The sequence below is a fragment of the Amycolatopsis sp. NPDC004772 genome (assembly GCF_053601215.1).
The window spans coordinates 120,484-136,345 of sequence record NZ_JBSGBK010000008.1 but is presented as its reverse complement, the minus strand read 5'-3'; the positions used below and the strand labels follow the sequence as shown (position 1 = coordinate 136,345).

General features: G+C 70.4%; 15 protein-coding genes. 4 read left to right on the top strand and 11 right to left on the bottom strand.

Annotated features, from left to right (window positions below; genetic code table 11):
- Position 1 precedes the first annotated feature (1 nt).
- The 3 genes from ACWEF6_RS07780 to ACWEF6_RS07770 are packed head-to-tail and all read left to right on the top strand — an operon-like array spanning position 2 to position 3,080.
- The gene (locus ACWEF6_RS07780) at positions 2 to 1,270 is read left to right on the top strand and encodes an O-antigen ligase domain-containing protein (protein WP_449682177.1); all 1,269 of its coding nucleotides are present in this window, start codon (positions 2 to 4) and stop codon (positions 1,268 to 1,270) included.
- Positions 1,267 to 2,436 (top strand): glycosyltransferase, encoded by a 1,170-nt coding sequence (locus ACWEF6_RS07775; protein WP_449682176.1) that lies wholly within the window; start codon positions 1,267 to 1,269, stop codon positions 2,434 to 2,436. Before ACWEF6_RS07780 ends, ACWEF6_RS07775 begins: the two co-directional genes overlap by 4 nt.
- Positions 2,433 to 3,080 carry a phosphatase PAP2 family protein gene (locus ACWEF6_RS07770; RefSeq protein ID WP_449682175.1) on the top strand — a complete coding sequence of 216 codons (648 nt, stop codon included), beginning with the start codon at positions 2,433 to 2,435 and terminating at the stop codon, positions 3,078 to 3,080. Before ACWEF6_RS07775 ends, ACWEF6_RS07770 begins: the two co-directional genes overlap by 4 nt.
- Before the next feature lie 317 nt (positions 3,081 to 3,397).
- Here the strand turns inward: ACWEF6_RS07770 and ACWEF6_RS07765 are convergent, their stop codons facing one another.
- From ACWEF6_RS07765 to ACWEF6_RS07715, 11 genes are all read right to left on the bottom strand, one after another.
- Complete coding sequence (locus ACWEF6_RS07765; RefSeq protein WP_449682174.1) at positions 3,398 to 4,879, bottom strand: right-handed parallel beta-helix repeat-containing protein; 1,482 nt, start codon at positions 4,877 to 4,879, stop codon at positions 3,398 to 3,400.
- A gap of 93 nt (positions 4,880 to 4,972) precedes the next feature.
- Positions 4,973 to 6,289 (bottom strand): glutamate-1-semialdehyde 2,1-aminomutase, encoded by a 1,317-nt coding sequence (locus tag ACWEF6_RS07760; protein ID WP_449682173.1) that lies wholly within the window; start codon positions 6,287 to 6,289, stop codon positions 4,973 to 4,975.
- An 8-nt stretch (positions 6,290 to 6,297) separates the two neighbouring features.
- On the bottom strand, positions 6,298 to 6,846 hold the full coding sequence (gene rfbC / locus ACWEF6_RS07755; protein WP_310967840.1) for a dTDP-4-dehydrorhamnose 3,5-epimerase: 549 nt from the start codon (positions 6,844 to 6,846) through the stop codon (positions 6,298 to 6,300).
- Positions 6,843 to 8,027, bottom strand: a complete 1,185-nt coding sequence (locus ACWEF6_RS07750; protein ID WP_449682172.1) for a polysaccharide pyruvyl transferase family protein — start codon at positions 8,025 to 8,027, stop codon at positions 6,843 to 6,845. Before ACWEF6_RS07750 ends, rfbC begins: the two co-directional genes overlap by 4 nt.
- Positions 8,024 to 8,968, bottom strand: a complete 945-nt coding sequence (locus ACWEF6_RS07745) for a glycosyltransferase family 2 protein (RefSeq protein ID WP_449682171.1) — start codon at positions 8,966 to 8,968, stop codon at positions 8,024 to 8,026. Before ACWEF6_RS07745 ends, ACWEF6_RS07750 begins: the two co-directional genes overlap by 4 nt.
- Positions 8,969 to 8,975: 7 nt before the next feature.
- Positions 8,976 to 10,301, bottom strand: a complete 1,326-nt coding sequence (locus ACWEF6_RS07740; protein ID WP_310967837.1) for an MATE family efflux transporter — start codon at positions 10,299 to 10,301, stop codon at positions 8,976 to 8,978.
- Positions 10,302 to 10,306: 5 nt separating this feature from the next.
- The gene (locus tag ACWEF6_RS07735; protein ID WP_449682170.1) at positions 10,307 to 11,587 is read right to left on the bottom strand and encodes a DUF4910 domain-containing protein; all 1,281 of its coding nucleotides are present in this window, start codon (positions 11,585 to 11,587) and stop codon (positions 10,307 to 10,309) included.
- Complete coding sequence (locus ACWEF6_RS07730) at positions 11,587 to 12,606, bottom strand: NAD-dependent epimerase/dehydratase family protein (protein ID WP_449682169.1); 1,020 nt, start codon at positions 12,604 to 12,606, stop codon at positions 11,587 to 11,589. Before ACWEF6_RS07730 ends, ACWEF6_RS07735 begins: the two co-directional genes overlap by 1 nt.
- A 5-nt stretch (positions 12,607 to 12,611) precedes the next feature.
- Positions 12,612 to 13,259: a PIG-L deacetylase family protein gene (locus ACWEF6_RS07725; protein WP_449682168.1), complete on the bottom strand. Its 648-nt coding sequence runs from the start codon at positions 13,257 to 13,259 to the stop codon at positions 12,612 to 12,614.
- Entirely contained in the window at positions 13,256 to 14,047 is a 792-nt protein-coding gene (locus ACWEF6_RS07720; RefSeq protein WP_449682167.1) for a glucose-1-phosphate cytidylyltransferase, read from the bottom strand. The genes ACWEF6_RS07725 and ACWEF6_RS07720 overlap by 4 nt, the downstream gene beginning before the upstream one ends.
- Before the next feature lies 1 nt (position 14,048).
- On the bottom strand, positions 14,049 to 15,281 hold the full coding sequence (locus ACWEF6_RS07715; protein ID WP_310967832.1) for a class I SAM-dependent methyltransferase: 1,233 nt from the start codon (positions 15,279 to 15,281) through the stop codon (positions 14,049 to 14,051).
- Between the two features lie 198 nt (positions 15,282 to 15,479).
- On the opposite strand from ACWEF6_RS07715, the gene ACWEF6_RS07710 reads away from it, so the two are divergent.
- Positions 15,480 to 15,848, top strand: coding sequence for a YrdB family protein (locus tag ACWEF6_RS07710; protein ID WP_449682166.1), 369 nt, complete (start codon positions 15,480 to 15,482; stop codon positions 15,846 to 15,848).
- The last annotated feature ends 14 nt before the right edge of the window (positions 15,849 to 15,862 follow it).

Below are 15,862 nucleotides of genomic sequence, written 5' to 3'. Positions count from 1 at the left end.
CATGACCGCGCACACCGGACTGTCCGGCCTCCGTGGCGACACCGCGCCCGAACCCGCGTCCTCGACGCCGAAGTGGGCGGGCCTCGCGTGGGCGTTGCTGATCCTCAACACGCTCGGCTCGACCGGCGCCAAGACGGTCCTCCCGCTGCCGCGGTCGGTCAGCCAGCTGGTCACCATGGGCTCGCTGATGACGGCCTTCGTGATCGCGCTGGCCCTGAACAAGCACCTGCGGATCCGCCCGAGCGCGTACCTGACGCTGCTGACGGCCCTGCTGGGCGCCAGCATCCTCTCCAGCGCCGACCTGCAGGAGGGCTTCGGCGCGCTGTTCCGGTGCTTCCGGCTCACCGTGTTCGTCTCCACGCTCTGGTTGCTGACCCGCTGGTGGGACGGCGGGTTCAGCTTCGTCCGGTACCACATCCGCACGTACGCGGTCGTGCTCGCGTCGGTGGCGATCGGCCTGGTGATCTCGCCCGGCAACGCGATGCCGGAGGAGTACGGCGGCCGGCTTTCGGGCGCGGTCTGGCCGCTGACCCCGCCGCAGATCGGCCAGTACGCGGCGGTCATCTCCGGGCTCACGCTCCTCCTCTGGTTCGGGCGCCGCACAACCTGGCGCAGCGCGCTGATGATCGTGGTGCCGGTGCTGGGCCTGCTGATGCTCACCCACACCCGCACGGCGACGCTCGGTCTCGTCGCCGGTCTCGCGGTGGCCTTCCTGTCGATGGTGCTGACCAGTGCCCGCGCGAGGAAGGTGTTCGCGTGGACGGTCGGCGTCGGCGGGGTGGCCGGCGTGGTGCTCGCGGGCGCGCTGCAGACGTGGTTCCTCCGCGGGCAGAGCGCGGACAACTTCTCCAGCCTGACCGGCCGCGCGAAGGTGTGGGACGCGCTGCTGGAGGCCCCGCGGACGACGGCCGAGTACATCTTCGGCGTCGGCCTGACCGACAAGTCCTACGACGGCCTCCCGATCGACAACAGCTGGCTCGCGATCTACCACGAGCAGGGTTTCGTCGGGATCGCGCTGGTGGCGGGCTTCCTCCTCACCTTGGTCGTGGTGGCCGTGCTGCGGCCACCGTCGCTGGCTCGCGCATGCGCGATCTTCCTGATCACCTATTGCATTTCGGCCTCCTACACCGAAGCGGGTCTCGGCGACGCGTCGCCGTACTTGCTGCACTTGGCGGTCGCCGCGTCGCTGCTGGTCCGCGGGGTGCCGCAGTCCGACGAACAAGCATTCATCCCGGCGAAGGGGGCAGACGTGCGAGGTGCAGGCGCGTGAAGGTGCTCGTGGTGCACAACCGGTACCGCTCCGAGCAGCCGAGCGGGGAGAACAACGTCGTCGACGCCGAGGTGACGCTGCTCGCCGAGGGCGGGCACCAGGTGTCGCTGTTCGAACGCCGCAGCGACGACATCGCGGCGATGCCGTTGCCCCGCAAGGCCGCGGTGCCGCTGATGGTGCCGTGGAACCCGGCCGTGCGGAAGGAGCTCGCCGCCCGGCTGCGGGCCTCGCGCCCGGACGTCGTGCACATCCACAACACGTTCCCGCTGCTGTCGCCGTCGGTGGTCGCCGCGTGCGCGGACGCGGGGGTGCCCGCGGTCGCGACGCTGCACAACTACACGATGGTCTGCCCACCCGGCACGCTCCACCGCGACGGCCGCATCTGCACCGAGTGCGTCGGCGGCTCACCGCTGCCGGCGGTCAAGCACGGCTGCTACCGCGGTTCGACCGCGGCCACGCTCCCGATGGCGGCGAGCATGGTCGCGAACCGGCGCCGGTGGTGGACGGGCATCTCCCGGTTCTTCTGCATTTCGGCGGCTCAACGTGACCTCCTGGTGTCGGCCGGGATGCCCGGCGAGCGGATGGCGGTGAAGCACAACTTCGTCACCGACCCCGGCGTCCGCCGCACCGGCGCCGGCCAGCACGTGCTGTTCCTCGGCCGCGTCACCGAGGAAAAGGGGGTCGGCCTGTTGATACGGGCCTGGGAGCGTCTCGACGGCGCCCTCGGTGTCCCGCTGGTCATCGCAGGCACCGGCCCGATGCAGGACGAGGTCGCGGCCTGGGCGGCCGGCCGCCCCGACGTCTCCTACGTCGGCCTCCAGAACAAGGCGGAATGCCGTGCCCTGACCGCCGACGCGGCCGCGGTGGTCGCGCCCTCGACGTGGCTGGAGGCCTTCGGCCTGGTCGTGGTCGAGGCGATGGCCGCCGGCGTGCCGACGGTCGCCGCCGCGCACGGGGCGTTTCCCGAGCTGGTCGACGACGGCGTGACCGGCCTCCTGCACGCCCCGAACGACGCAGCCTCCCTCGCAGACCGCCTGCGCGCCGTCGCCGGCGACCGCAACGCAGACATGGGCGACGCGGCCCGCGTCCGGTACGAGAAGGACTTCACGCCCGCGGTCGGGCTCGACCGCTTGATCGCCGGGTACGAGGCGGCGATCGAGGCGTGAGGCAGCTGGTCCGGACGGCGCCCGCGGCCCTGCCGGCCGTGCTGCGCACCCCGCTGGCGATGACGGCTGCCTTGGCGACGGCGGTGCTCGTCGCGCTCGGCATCCTGCACTTCCACGACTCCGGCCTGACCGGCATCGACGCGGCCGTTCTGCCGTCGCTCTACCCGGTCCAGCCGCCGTGGCGGTACGTCGCCCTGGCCGTCGACTTCGGGGGCGAGCCGGTGGGATCGGTGATCCTGATCGGTCTCCTTTCGGTGGTGTGCTGGCTGGTCCGCCGGGTCCGGACGGCCGTGCTGACGGTGGTGGGTGTCGTGGTCACGGTGGCGGTGACGACGGTGCTGAAGCCGGTGGTCGGCCGCACCATCCACGGCGAGTTCCTGTCGTACCCGAGCGGGCACACGGCCTTGGCGACGGCACTCGCGCTCGTCATAGCGCTGTTGCTCACCGAGCGACTGGGACTGGGGCGCGCGGCCGGGCTCGCGCTTGTGCTGGGCCTGGCGCTGGTGGCCGGCCTGGTGATGGGGTGGGCCGAGGTCGCGTTGGGCGCGCACTACCCCACGGACGCCCTCGGGGGGTTCTGCGCCGCGCTGGCCGCGGTCCCGGCGACGGCTTGGGTGCTGGACCGGGTGGCCAACCGGCTCTGAGAACAAGGCCGGCTGCTCCTTTGACGCGCGCTGAGGACGTGCGCTCGCGGGGAGGCTGATCCGGGGAACAGCGAGTGGTGTTCACCGTGCTGGTAAGGGTGGGCTGAGGAATTCGTCCACTGTGGACGCGGTGTTCGGCCGAGGCGGTCATGTCTCCGACGGTACCGAACAGGCGTGCGAACGCCAGTCGCTGAAACGGGTGAACCGACGCGTCCGAAATTCTCCGCTCGCGACTTTTCCCTTGTGGCACAGGGGAAAAGTCGGTCCGCGGCGCAAGGCGTTGTGGAAATTGTCGGACCCGGTCGGCAAGCTCGTGATCAGCAGCCGGCGGGCCCACCGCCGAACGAAGAGCACCCGTCCTGCGAGTAGGGCTTTGCCTGCCAGCCCGCAGCGTCGACCGTCCTGGAGGTGTCATGTGCCACGAAAGTCCACGGCCCGGAGTACACATTGTCGTGCCACCGGTTGGCCTGCCGGAAGGTGATGGCCTCTTCGATCACCGTTCCCTTGTAGGGCGACCAGTCCGGGAATGTCCCGAAGTTCGACAACAGGGCCATCCGCCCGCACAGGCTCGTGCAGCCGACGCGGCCGGCGTCGAACTCGAAGGTGTTGCCGTGGATCTCCACCCGCTGCGTCTTCCAGCGGCAGTCGTCGTAGGCCGGGGCCTTCTCGATCGTGCCCGCGGCGCACGAAGGCTTTCCCGCCGGCTTGGTGCAGTAGCCCGTGGACGTGTTCGCCGGGCTGTTGCAGAAGCGGTCGGCGTTCTCCCACAACGTGATCCCGGCCCAGTTGTCCTCGAACGTGTTGCCGCTGATGTCGACGGCGGACGTCCGGGCCGGCACGCGTGGATCGCCGCCCGATTCCGACAGGTACACCGTCGCCACCGGGAAGTTGTCGCCGCGCGCCGCGAACGCGCGGCCCTGCACCAGGGTGTTGCGGCGGAACGTGTTGCCGCGCAGCACCAGGTTGTAGCTGGTCTCGTAGAACAGCGCCTCGGCGTCGTTGGCCTCGAACAAGTTGTCCTCGACGAGGAAGTCGTTGTTGTTCGTGTCCGCCCACAGCCCGGCGCCGTGGTTGCCGTGGACCCAGTTGCCGCGGATGTCGGCGCCGTTCACGGCCCAGAACTTGGCGCCGCCGCTGCAGCCGCAGCCCGGCACCTTGGCCTCCCAGTCGCCGGTGTTGTTGCCGGTGATCTCGTTGCCCTCCAGCACGAGCCCGGTGATGCCGTCGCCCGCCTGGTAGGCGTTGAGCCCGTACTGGCCGTTGTTGCGCAGGCAGCTGTGCCGCACGACCTGCCCGGCGCCGGCCATCAGCCCCGCGCCCGCGTTGGCCTCGATGGTGGTGTTCTCGATGAGCCAGCCGTCGCCGGAGTCGTGGTTGACCACGCCCTGGTCCTGCAGCGCGGCGAACCCGCGGATGGTGAGGCTGCGGAGCTGGACGTCGCGGGCCCGCTGGGTGAAGGCCGCCCGGTTGACGCCGCGGCCGTCCACGACCGCGCCCGGTGCGCCGAGGTACACGTCGCCGTCCTTGGGAGCGACCTGGCCGAACTCGTCCTTGCCGAGCGTGTGGGTGCCGGGCCGGAGCCAGAACGTCGTGCCCGCCGGGTGCGCCGCCGTCTTGGCCGCGAGGTCACCGTCGACGGCCGGGTCGACGGGAACGGCTCCGGAGGGTGGCCGGCCGTACTCGGCGGGTTGGTGGTCGCACACTGGCTGCGGTCCGTCGGCGGCTCCCGCGATCGCCGGGCACGCCACGGCGATCAGGAGCGAGCAAGCAGCGACGAAAACCGCACGAGATCTGCCCATGGCAGGAAGTTACGCACGAACGGGCCGGAAAACAGTCACCCTCAAGTGTCCTCATCGGACCCAACGGGTGAATCCGGCCCGTCCGTGCGGGAATCAGGCGAACTTGCGGAACACGGGCTGCACCGGGCGCCCGCCCATCCACGGCGCCGGGTCGTTCGCGTCGAGGGCCTTCCGGTACACCGTGCAGGCCTGGGCGACGACGTCGATGGTCTTGTCGATGTCGGCTTCGGTGAGCGCGGCGCTGACCACGAAGGACGGTCCGAGCACGCCGCCGCCGATCAGCTCGCGCAGGAACAGCGTCCGGTACGGCTGGGACGGCTTGCCCTGCTCGTCGAGCGTGCCGAAGACCAGGTTGCTGGCCCGGCCGCGGACGACCACGTGGTCCTCGACGCCGATGCCGGCCGCCACCTCGCGGACGCCGGCGGCGAGCCGGTCGCCGAGGGCGTGCAGGCGGCCGATGACGTCTTCGTCGCGGTAGACGTCCATGACCGCCATCGCGGCGGCCAGCGAGTGGGTCTCCGCGCCGTGCGTGGTGGAGAGCAGGAACACCCGCTCCTGGTCGGTGCGCAGGCCGCCGATCTCCATCAGCTCCCGCTTGCCCGCCAGCGCCGACACCGCGAAGCCGTTGCCGAGGGCCTTGCCGAACGTCGAGAGGTCGGGCGTGACGCCGTAGAGGCCCTGCGCGCCCTGGGCGGACCACCGGAAGCCGGTGATCATCTCGTCGAAGATCAGGACGACGCCGTGCCGGGTGGTGAGTTCGCGCAGGCCCTGCAGGTACCCCGGCGGCGGTTCGACTGCCGCGGCCGCCTCCAGGATCATGCACGCGATCTCGCCCTCGTGGCGCTGCAGCAGGTCCTCCGCGGCCTGCAGGTCGCCGTACGGGAAGGACACCACCGCTTCCGTCGTCTCGTCCGGGATGCCCGCGTTCATCGGCGTGGTGCCGATGAACCAGTCGTCGGTGGAGAAGAAGGCGTGGTCGGCGCACTTGGCGACGAGCTTGCGGCCGGTGGCCGCGCGGGCCAGCCGGACCGCCGCGGTCGTCGCGTCCGAGCCGTTCTTGGTGAACTTCACCATGTCGGCCGTCGGCACGTTCTCGAGGAACCGCTCGGCGGCCACGGCCTCGATGATCGACGGCCGGATGAAGTTGCTGCCCTTCTCCAGCTCGCCGCGCACCGCTTCGATCACCCGCGGGTGGGCGTGGCCCAGGCTGACCGCTCTCAGCCCGGCGCCGTACTCGATGTAGGAGTTGCCGTCGACGTCCCAGACGTGACCGCCGCGGCCGTGCGAGATGACCGGGGCCATCCCTTCGGGATACTGGTCCGAGCCCTTGGCGTAAGTGTGCGCACCGCCCGGGATGACCCGGTGCAGCCGCTCGTTCGCCGACGTGGAGCGGGGCAGGTTCGTTCCCATGTCGTGGTTCACCTCGTTGGTTTCAACGCCTCTCCGAGAGAGGGCGCCCGTTCATCCCGGTCACTGACCATTGTGACCGACAGTGGCCACGAAATGTCCAATTCAGGGTCTTTGTACGAAATCGTAATGTCCTCTTCAGGATCGTGCGCCCGATCGATACGGTACGAAACGTCAGAGGGATCGGTGAGTGACTGGAATCCGTGCGCGCAGCCCGCGGGGATGTACAAAGAAACCTGGGTATCACCGGAGAGTTCGAAGGTTTTCACATTCCGGAACGTCGGCGAATCCGGTCGGAGATCCACGACGACGTCGAAGATGGCGCCGTGTGAACACCGCACCAGCTTCGCCTCGCCGGCCCCACCACGCAGGTGCATTCCGCGGACCACGCCCTTGCGCGAACGGGAAAGACTGTCCTGGACGAAGCCGTCCGGGTCGATTCCCACCGACGCGACGACGTCGCGGTCGAACGTCCGGCTGAAGAAGCCGCGCTGGTCCGCGTGCGGGGTGGGTTCGAACAGGTACGCACCGTCGATCTCGGGCACCGGAATCGCCTTCATCGCGCACCCCCGAAGAGGGCCGCCGAAAGGGCGGCGAACTGGTCCTTGAGCCGCTGGGCGTTCATCTCGTTCCGTTCCTGGAGCGTCTGGCGCAGTTCGGCCGAGCGGTTCTCGAGTTCGGTGAACTGCTCGACGAGCCGGTCGAAGGCGACGGTCTTCGCCCGCTGGGTGAAGCCGTCGAGGCCCATCTCCGCCATGAGGACGTCGTTCTTCGGTGCGTAGCCGATCGCCACGGTCGGTTTCGCGACCTTCAGGGCGCAGAGCACGTTGTGGTAGCGCGTGGCCACCACGCTGTCCACTGCGGCCATCTCGTGCATCAGCTCGTCCAGGGTCTCCGCCGGAGCCGCCGTCACCAGCGGGGAAGCGGTCTTCTCGATGATCTCGTCGACGACCTGCCGGTCGATCTGATCACCGATGAACAGCCGGACGGGTCTGCCCTGGTCAACGAGCCAGGCGACGAAACGGTTCATCGTGTCCACGTAGTGGCGGTAGATGCGGTCGGCCTCGGCGCGGTCGTCGTTGCCGCCGTAGTAGGCCATCACCCCGACGCCGACGGTGCCCGGCTTGCCGCCGGCGGCCGGGGTGGGGAGGGAGAACGCGAGGTCGGGGTAGACCTGGTCGGCACTCGTGTCGACGCCCATGGCGCGCATGGCGTCGCGGGAGATGTCGTCGCGGTAGGAGCGGTACGCGGCCAGCCGGCCGGACCAGCGGACCAGCGTCCGGGTCGCCCGCGCGCCGATGTGGTTCGCGCCCACGCAGACGAGGGCCACCTTGGTGCCGAAGAGGCGCCCGGTGGCGGAGAGGAGGAAGAGCGAATACGGGAAACCCCACGGACGCAGCGGAAGCGTCGCTTCGAGGACACCCATGCCGGGCACGATGACGACGTCCTGCTTGCGGACCCAGGCGGCCGTGCGGCCGATGTCGACCAGCTTGCCGAGTCCCTTGAGGACGATCGACCGGAGGCCGGACGCCGTCTCGTACTCGGCCTGGTTCCAGTGCAGCGGCGTGGTGTCGACGCCGTACCGCGCGCGGACGATGTCCGGGCCGCCCACCAGGCCGGTCAGGACCGCGTCCGGGTACTCGGCGCGCAGGTAGCCGAGCACGGCTTCGAGGGAACCGTCGTTGCCGAGGTTCCCCGAGCCGAGCAGGCCGAACACGCCGACGCGGGGCGGACGCTTCACGCGAGCCTGCCTTCCCGGCCGGCCACGATCTCGTTGACCGTGGCGACGTCCGAGGCGGTCGGCGCGCGGTCCTCGACGCGCTCGCCGTGGCCGGAGCGGGCCCGGTTGGTCAACCAGGCGCCGAGGTGGCCGAAGCACTCGCGCTTGTCGGCCGCCGAGATCGGCGCGCGGCGGATCAGGTCCGCGAACCCGTACACGTACTCGCCGAGCAGGCGGACGGTGGGATTCCGGAGCCGGTTCGCGCGCCGCGGGTCCAGATTCGCGCACCGGCTCCGGATGGTCGGGTTGGCCCGTTCCGCGCGGCCGGGGTGGTCGCGGCGGAAGTAGAGCAGCTCGGGCACCTGGTGGAACGGGCCGTGCAGGGCCATCTCGGCCGAGTACGTCCGGTCGGCGTGGTGGTAGCTGTCGAGCGGCTTGACGCGGCGGAGGACGTCGGCGCGGATGACGCCGTAGAAGTCGTCGCCGCCCGGCTCGAACAGGATGCTGCGGAAGCGGTCCGGCGCGTGCGGGGACGCCGTGTTCAGCGTGTACTGCAGCGGCTGGACGATGCGGCCGTCGCCGTCGATGATCGCCTGGTCGCAGTGGGCCAGGATGATGTCCGGGCGCTCGTCGAGGGCCTCGATGCACCGCTTGAGCAGGTCGCGGGCATACAGGTCGTCGTGGGAGACCCACTTGAAGAGCTCGGTGCGGGAGACGTCGAACACGAAGTTGTGGTTCGGTGTCGCGCCGATGTTCTTCGGCTGGCGGACGTAGCGGATCCGCGAGTCCTTCTCGGCGTAGCGGCGGCAGATCTCGTCGGTGCCGTCGGTGGAGGCGTTGTCCGAGATGATCAGCTCGAAGTCTTCGTAGGTCTGGCCGAGCAGGGCGTCCAGCGACTCGGCGAGGTACTCCCCGCCGTTGTACACCGGGAGGCCGAGGCTCAGCCGCGGGACGGTGGTCATGGAGTCCTCATTCCTTGATCGGCTCTTTGATCGGCTCGAACACCACGGTGGGCTCGTCGGCGCCCGGCGGCACGTACTCGCGCAGCCCGGCCCGCAGCTGGAACCACCAGACGACGGATCCGCTGAGGGTGGCCGTCGCGACGCCCCACGCGGACCCGGACGCGCCGCCGAGGAACGCGCCGGCGATGCCGAAGGTGACGTAGAACAGGGACGCGACCAGCTGCGAGCGCAGGCTCCGCTTGGCCGCGCCGAGGGCGCGCAGGCCGGCGGCCGCGCCCGTGGCGAAGCTCGCGCCGACGACGGCGAGGGTCACCGGGAGGATCAGCGGGGACGACGAGTCCCAGACCGAGCCCATCACCCAGCGGCCGGCGCTGTCGGGCACGAGGAGGAGCAGGCCGAGGCCCCAGCACAGGGCGGCGCCCGCTTGGCCGCCGCCGAGGATCATGCAGAAGTGCTTCAGCCGGTGCGGCGCCCGCTGAAGCACCCGCGCGCCCTCGGCGACGGTGACCAGGGACAGCCCCATGAGCAGGGCCAGGAACGGGCCGAGGAGCTGCTCGGCGCCGCGGACCGCGCCGACGGCCGTGATCCCGGCGATGGCGCCGAGGCCGTACGCGCGCAGCTGCGACGCACCGCTGTTGCTGACGTTCTCGACGAGGTACCGGACGCTGAGGTCGCGCTGCGTCCGGAGCCAGCCGAGCATCTCGCGCGGGTGCGGGAGAATCCTCGTCTGGAACCCGCCGTACAGGGCCGCGACCGCACCGGACAGGCCCCAGGCCAGCACGAACGCGACCACCGTGTGGATCTGGGCGGCGACGTAGAGCGCCGGGATCAGGGCGACGCCCCACACGCAGTCGTTGACGAACGCTTTCTTGCCCGCGCCGCGGGCGAAGAACGCGAAGCGCCAGGCGTCCTGCAGGAGCAGGCCAGGCAGGACCACGGCGAGGGCGACGAACGCGTTGCCGAGCGGGCCGCCCGCGGCCAGGCCGGCCACGAGACTGACCAGGCCGGTCGCGCAGCCGACGCCGATCGCGGTGCCGGACGCGCTCGCCACCCCGACCCGCCACCGGTCCTCGGGGACGGCGCTGAAGCGCACCATCAGGGGGTCGGTGGCCAGGCCGCGGGAGACGTTGAGCACCACGCCGTAGGTGACCCAGGCGAGGCTGAAGATGCCGAACGCGAACGTGCCGAGCGAGCGGGCCACGTACAGCCCGACGGCGAAGTTGGTCAGGCTGGACACGGCCTGGTCGCCGAGGCCCCAGCTCAGCCGTCCGGCCATCGCGCGAACCGCGCCCGACCGGAAGATCGAGCGCGGGGTGCGGCGATGGTTGGCCACGTCGCTCACTCCTTGACCAGGCCGGCGTCGTGGAGCGCCCGGGCCGCGACGTCGACGATGTCGAAGGGCAGGCCGGCGCGCTCGGCGATGTCGAGCAGGCTGTGCGAACCGTCGGAGAGGTTGAGCACCCACAGCATCGCCATCTGGGCCTGCTTGGCGTCGCTGCGGCCGCCGAGCGAGTCGTACAGCCCGCGCTTGCCGAGCTGCGGCTCGCCGTACGGGCTCAGATTCACGTACCGGCGGTTGCGGTCCAGGACGCCGAAGGCGTCGAGAAGCGCGCCGAGCGTGTCCTCCATCGCCGCGGGCGACACGAAGCTCGGGTTGTCGGCCGAGGTGTGGTACTCCGGGTAGCCCGCGTACGGCGTGCGCGTCAGGGAGCCGACGCCGAGGTTGAAGCCCGGTGAGCAGAACTGGCGCTCGTCGTAGCCGTACGGCGAGAAGTCGACGACCCGGTGCTCCCGCGACCGCAGGACGTACTGCATGACGCGGTCGATCTCGGCGTCGTCGCGGCGGGACTTCTTGTACGTCAGCGATCCCGGGTCGCCCGCGCACGCCAGCACGAGGCCGTGACGGACCTTGTCGATCCGGGAAGCGTTGCGCGCCAGCCAGGTGATCGAGCCGATCGTGCCCGGCATGAACAGGAACCGGTAGGTGTAGTGGGGCTGGGCGAGCGCCAGCTGCTGGGCCAGCGAGATGGCCACCGCGATGCCGGCGAGGTTGTCGTTCGCCAGCGACGGGTGGCACACGTGGCAGGACACGATGACCTCGTCGGTGACGCGGCCGGGCACGACGTGCTCGGCGTAGGTCAGCGAACCATCGGCCAGCGTCGAGTCGATGACGACGTCGTACTCGCCGTCGGGGAGCGCGTCGAGCTTCTCCTGCGCGAGGCAGAATCCCCAGGCCGGGGCGTAGTAGCTGGTCCGGTAGGGCACCCACGACGGCTGGTCGGGCAGCGTGTGCAGGTGCTCCCGCAGCTCGCTCAGCGGCATCCGCCGGGACACCGGGACGCTGTACCCGACGACGTGCAGGTTCAGCTCCTGGAAGTCGATCACGCGCTCGCCCGAAGGCGCGGCGACGTAGGCGTCCCGGATGTTCCACTCCTGCGGGATCGTCCAGTCCAGCACCGCGGTGCCGGTCGGGACCTCGTGCCGCTCCAGGGCGATGTGCTCGCCGATGATGTCCAGGGTCTGCCGCACGCCGTCGCCGGTGATGCTGCGGCAGATCGGGTACAGCCGCTCGACCAGCGCGTACAGTTCCGCCCCGGTCCGCAGCTGCGGGCCCGCCACTACTTCCGCCGCAGGGTGGTGTCGACGCGGCCGGCTTCGCCCTCGCTCTTCAGCCAGGCCAGCCGGGTGAACAGCTGCTGGAACGACTCGCGGGTCAGCCCGAACTTGCGGTAGGCCTCGATGAGCTCGACGGCGCCGTCCTTGACCGACCAGTCGCAGGCGAAGCCCGGGATCGCCGCGCGGAAGCGCGAGAAGTCGACCCGGTAGGAGCGCGGGTCGGCGCCGGCCTCGCCGGTGATGTTCAGCGTCGAGCCCGGCACGGCCTCGACGACCTCCTGGGCGATCTCGGCGACCGTGACGTTGTTCTCCTCGGTGCCGATGTTGAACGCCTTGTTGTGCACGGCCTCCTTCGGTGCCGTCAGGGCCGCCGTGAACGCGCGGGCGATGTCCTGGGCGTGCACCAGCGGGCGCCACGGCGTGCCGTCCGAGAGCACCAGCACCTCACCGGACAGGTGGGCGTGCGCGGTCAGGTTGTTCAGCACGATGTCGCCGCGCAGGCGGGGCGAGTAGCCGAACGCGGTCGCGTTGCGCATGTACACCGGCGTGAAGTCGTCGTCGGCGAGCTCGTGGACGTCGGCCTCGACGCGCACCTTCGACTCCGCGTACGGCGTCACCGGGCGCAGCGGGGCGTCCTCGTCGACGAGGTTGTCGCCGCCCGCGCCGTACACCGAGCAGGTCGACGCGTAGAGGTACCGCTTGACGCCCGCGTCCTTCGCCAGCTTCGCGAGCTTCACCGACGCGTGGTGGTTGATGTCGTAGGTCAGCTCCGGTGCGAGCGAGCCCAGCGGGTCGTTCGACAGCGCGGCCAGGTGGATGACCGCGTCGAACCCGGTGACGTGCTCAAGCGTGACGTCCCGCAGGTCGACGACGTGCCCGGCCGGGTCGGCGGGGGCGGGCCCGAGCAGGCAGTCCTCGAACAGCCCGGAGTCCAGGCCGGTGACTTCGTGGCCGGCGGCGGCGAGCACCGGGGCCATCACCGTCCCCAGGTAGCCCTTGTGCCCCGTCAGCAACACCCGCATCGGATTCAGCCCTTCAGATCGAGAGTGAGTTTCTTGACGAAAAACGCTTCGGCGTACTTCGCGGCGGCTTCGATCCCGCGGATCCGGGCCAGCCCGAGGAATGCCTCGCGGTCGTACCAGGGCCGGTGCCGCTGCGAGGCGTAGTGCGCCTGCAGCAGCCGGACCTTCTCTTCCGCGAGCTCGTCGGTCAGCGGCTGGTACACCGACGGGCGGCCGAGGTCGCCGTCCCACTTGACGATCTCGTAGCCGAGCGTCAGGTGGTCGCGGAACGCCGTCGGCACCAGCTTCGCCAGCCCGCGGTGGTCCTGGTGCGCGTCGTCGGTGCGCGGCGCCAGGATGACGTCCGGGTCGGTCCGCCGCCGCAGGTCTTCGAGGGCGTTCTTGGCCTCTTCCCAGTGGGCCGGGAAGCGCCCGTCCCGCAGCTTCAGCACCGTGACGTCGACGTCCGCGCCGGGGCAGAACGCCGCCAGCGCGGCCCGCTCCTCGTCCTCGCGGTCGGTGCCGCCGCCGGAGAGGACCAGGGCGTCGACCCGCAGGCCGGGCCGGGTGGAACACAGCGTCAGCAGCGTGCCGCCGGCGCCGATCGCGATGTCGTCGCAGTGCGCACCGAGGGCGACGACGCTGCCGAGCCGATCCGGTCGGAGCCCGATCACGCGGTGCTCGCGGCCGGGCGCTCCCACAGCGCCCAGGGACGGTCGCCGTGGCTGTAGGCGTAGTCCAGCGCCGCCCGCTCCTTGACCGTGTCGGTCGGCTTCCAGAACCCGCGGTACGGGTAGGCGAGCAGGCGGCCCTGCTTGGCCAGCTCGGCGCAGCCGTCGGCGACCAGGTCGCCGTTCTCGGGAATGTGGTCGAACACGTCCTGCCGCAGCACGAAGTAGCCGCCGTTCTCCCACAGCGGCATTTCGCTCACCGCGGTGATCGAGCCGACCATGCCGCCTTCGTCCATTTCGACGCAGTGGAACGACGACTGCGGCGGGACGACCATCATCGACGCGCCCGCGTCCGACTTCTCGAAGCGCTCGATCATCTCGGGCAGCGGCACGTCGGACAGGACGTCGGCGTAGTTCGCGAGGAACATCTCGTCGCCGTCGAGGTGTTCCCGCACCCGCCGCAGCCGCTCGCCGATCGGCGACTCGATCCCGGTCTGCACGAAGGTGATCGTCCAGTCCGCGATGTCGGTCGAGAGCAGCTCGGCCTTGCCGCCCCGGAGGACGAAATCGTTCGAAATCGTTTCCTCGTAGGACAGGAAGAAGTTCTTGATGTGCGCCGCGCCGTAGCCGAGGCACAGGATGAATTCGGTGTGGCCGAAATGCGCGTAGTACCGCATGACGTGCCAGATGAGCGGTCTCGGACCGACCATCGCCATCGGCTTCGGGACGTCGTCGGCCGCGCCGTTGCGCATCCGCATCCCGTAACCACCGCAGAAGAGGACGACCTTCACTTCACTGCACCTCGACGATTTCCAGGTGGGGGATCGGGAACACGAGCTTGCCGCCCCAGGACCCGATGTGGGAGAGCTGTTCGGTCAGTTCCTCCCGGAGGTTCCACGGGAGGACGAGCACGTAGTCCGGCCGGTCCGCGTCGATCCGCTCCGGGGGCAGCACCGGGATGCGCGTGCCCGGGGTGAACCGCCCGTGCTTGTACGGGTTGCGGTCGACCGTGTATTGCAGCAGGTCCGTCCGGATGCCGCAGTGGTTCAGCAGGGTGTTGCCCTTGCCCGGGGCGCCGTAGCCGACGACGGTCTTCCCGTCGTTGCGCGCCTCGATGAGGAACTTCAGCAGGTCCAGCCGCACGCGGGTGACGCGCTCGGCGAACTCGGTGTACCCGGACAGCTCGTGCAGCCCGGCGGCCTTTTCGCGCTCCAGCACGTCGGTCATCCGCTCGCTGGGCTCGCCCGCGACACCGTCGGGACGCGCCCACAGCCGGATCGACCCGCCGTGCGTCGGCAGCAGCTCGACGTCGACCACGGTCAGCCCGCCGGTCGCGAGGGCGCGGCGCGCGGATTCGACCGTGTAGTACTGGAAGTGCTCGTGGTAGATCGTGTCGTACTGGTTCTTTTCGATCAGCGTGAGCAGGTGCTGGACCTCGATGGAGACCCAGCCGTCGTCGGCGACGAGCGCCCGCAGGCCCTTCGTGAAGCCGAGGACGTCGGGGATGTGCGCGTAGACGTTGTTCGCGGCGACGAGGTCGGCCGGCCCGTGCTCCTCGCGCACCTTCAGGCCGGTTTCCTCGGAGAGGAAGGCCGTCAGGGTGGGCACGCCGGCGTCGCGCGCCGCCTGCCCGACGTTCACCGAAGGTTCCACGCCCAGACACCGGATCCCGTGCCCGACGACGTGCTGGAGCAGGTACCCGTCGTTGCTCGCCACCTCGACGACGAACGACTTCTCGCCGAGCCCGAGCCGCTCGACCGCGCCGTCGACGAACCGCTTCGCGTGCTCGACCCACGACGTCGAGAAGGACGAGAAGTACGCGTACTCGGTGAAGGTGTCGTCGGGGTCGATCAGCGGCGGGATCTGGGCGAGCCAGCAGTCGGTGCAGACCTTCAGGTGCAGCGGGAAGGTGGCTTCCGGTTCGTCGAGCTGCTCCGCCGGCAAAAATCGCTCACACGGGGGAGTCGCGCCGAGGTCGACGACACTGGCCGTGTTTGTCGAACCGCAGAGTCGACATGTGGTCATCTACCAGGCTCCTTGGCTCGCGGTCGCGATGTGCACCCAACACGTCGACCGGCGCCGGAAGGTCGTTACAGCGACGCGGGAGCCGCTGGTGGACCGATTCGGAACCGCAACCTGAACGGCCGGACTGTGGCCGGAATCACGAACCGTGCCCGGCCGAACCCGTAACGTCCACAGTGGACGTGCTCCTAGGCTGGCCGGATGACATCGGAGTCCACCCCCCGCCTGAGCGGGTTCACGGGCGTGGTGCTGACGGCCCGCTTCCTCACCGAGCTGATGCTGCTGGGCGGGCTGGCCCTGGCGGGCACGCAGCTCGGGAGCGGGGTGGCGCTGGCGATCGTCGACGCGGTCCTGCTGCCGGTGGCGGCCGCCGCGCTCTGGGGTCTCTTCCTGGCGCCACGGGCGCGCCGCCGCCTGCCGGAACCGGCCCGGTTCCTGCTGGAATTCGCCCTCTTCGGGGTCACCGGCGTGGTGCTCGCGCTGGTGGGCTGGCTGATCACCGGGATCGTGGTCGCGGTGGCCGGGATCGGCGTCGCGGCCCTCACCCGGGTCGTCGCCAAGGACGGCTGAGCCCTCCCCGCCGG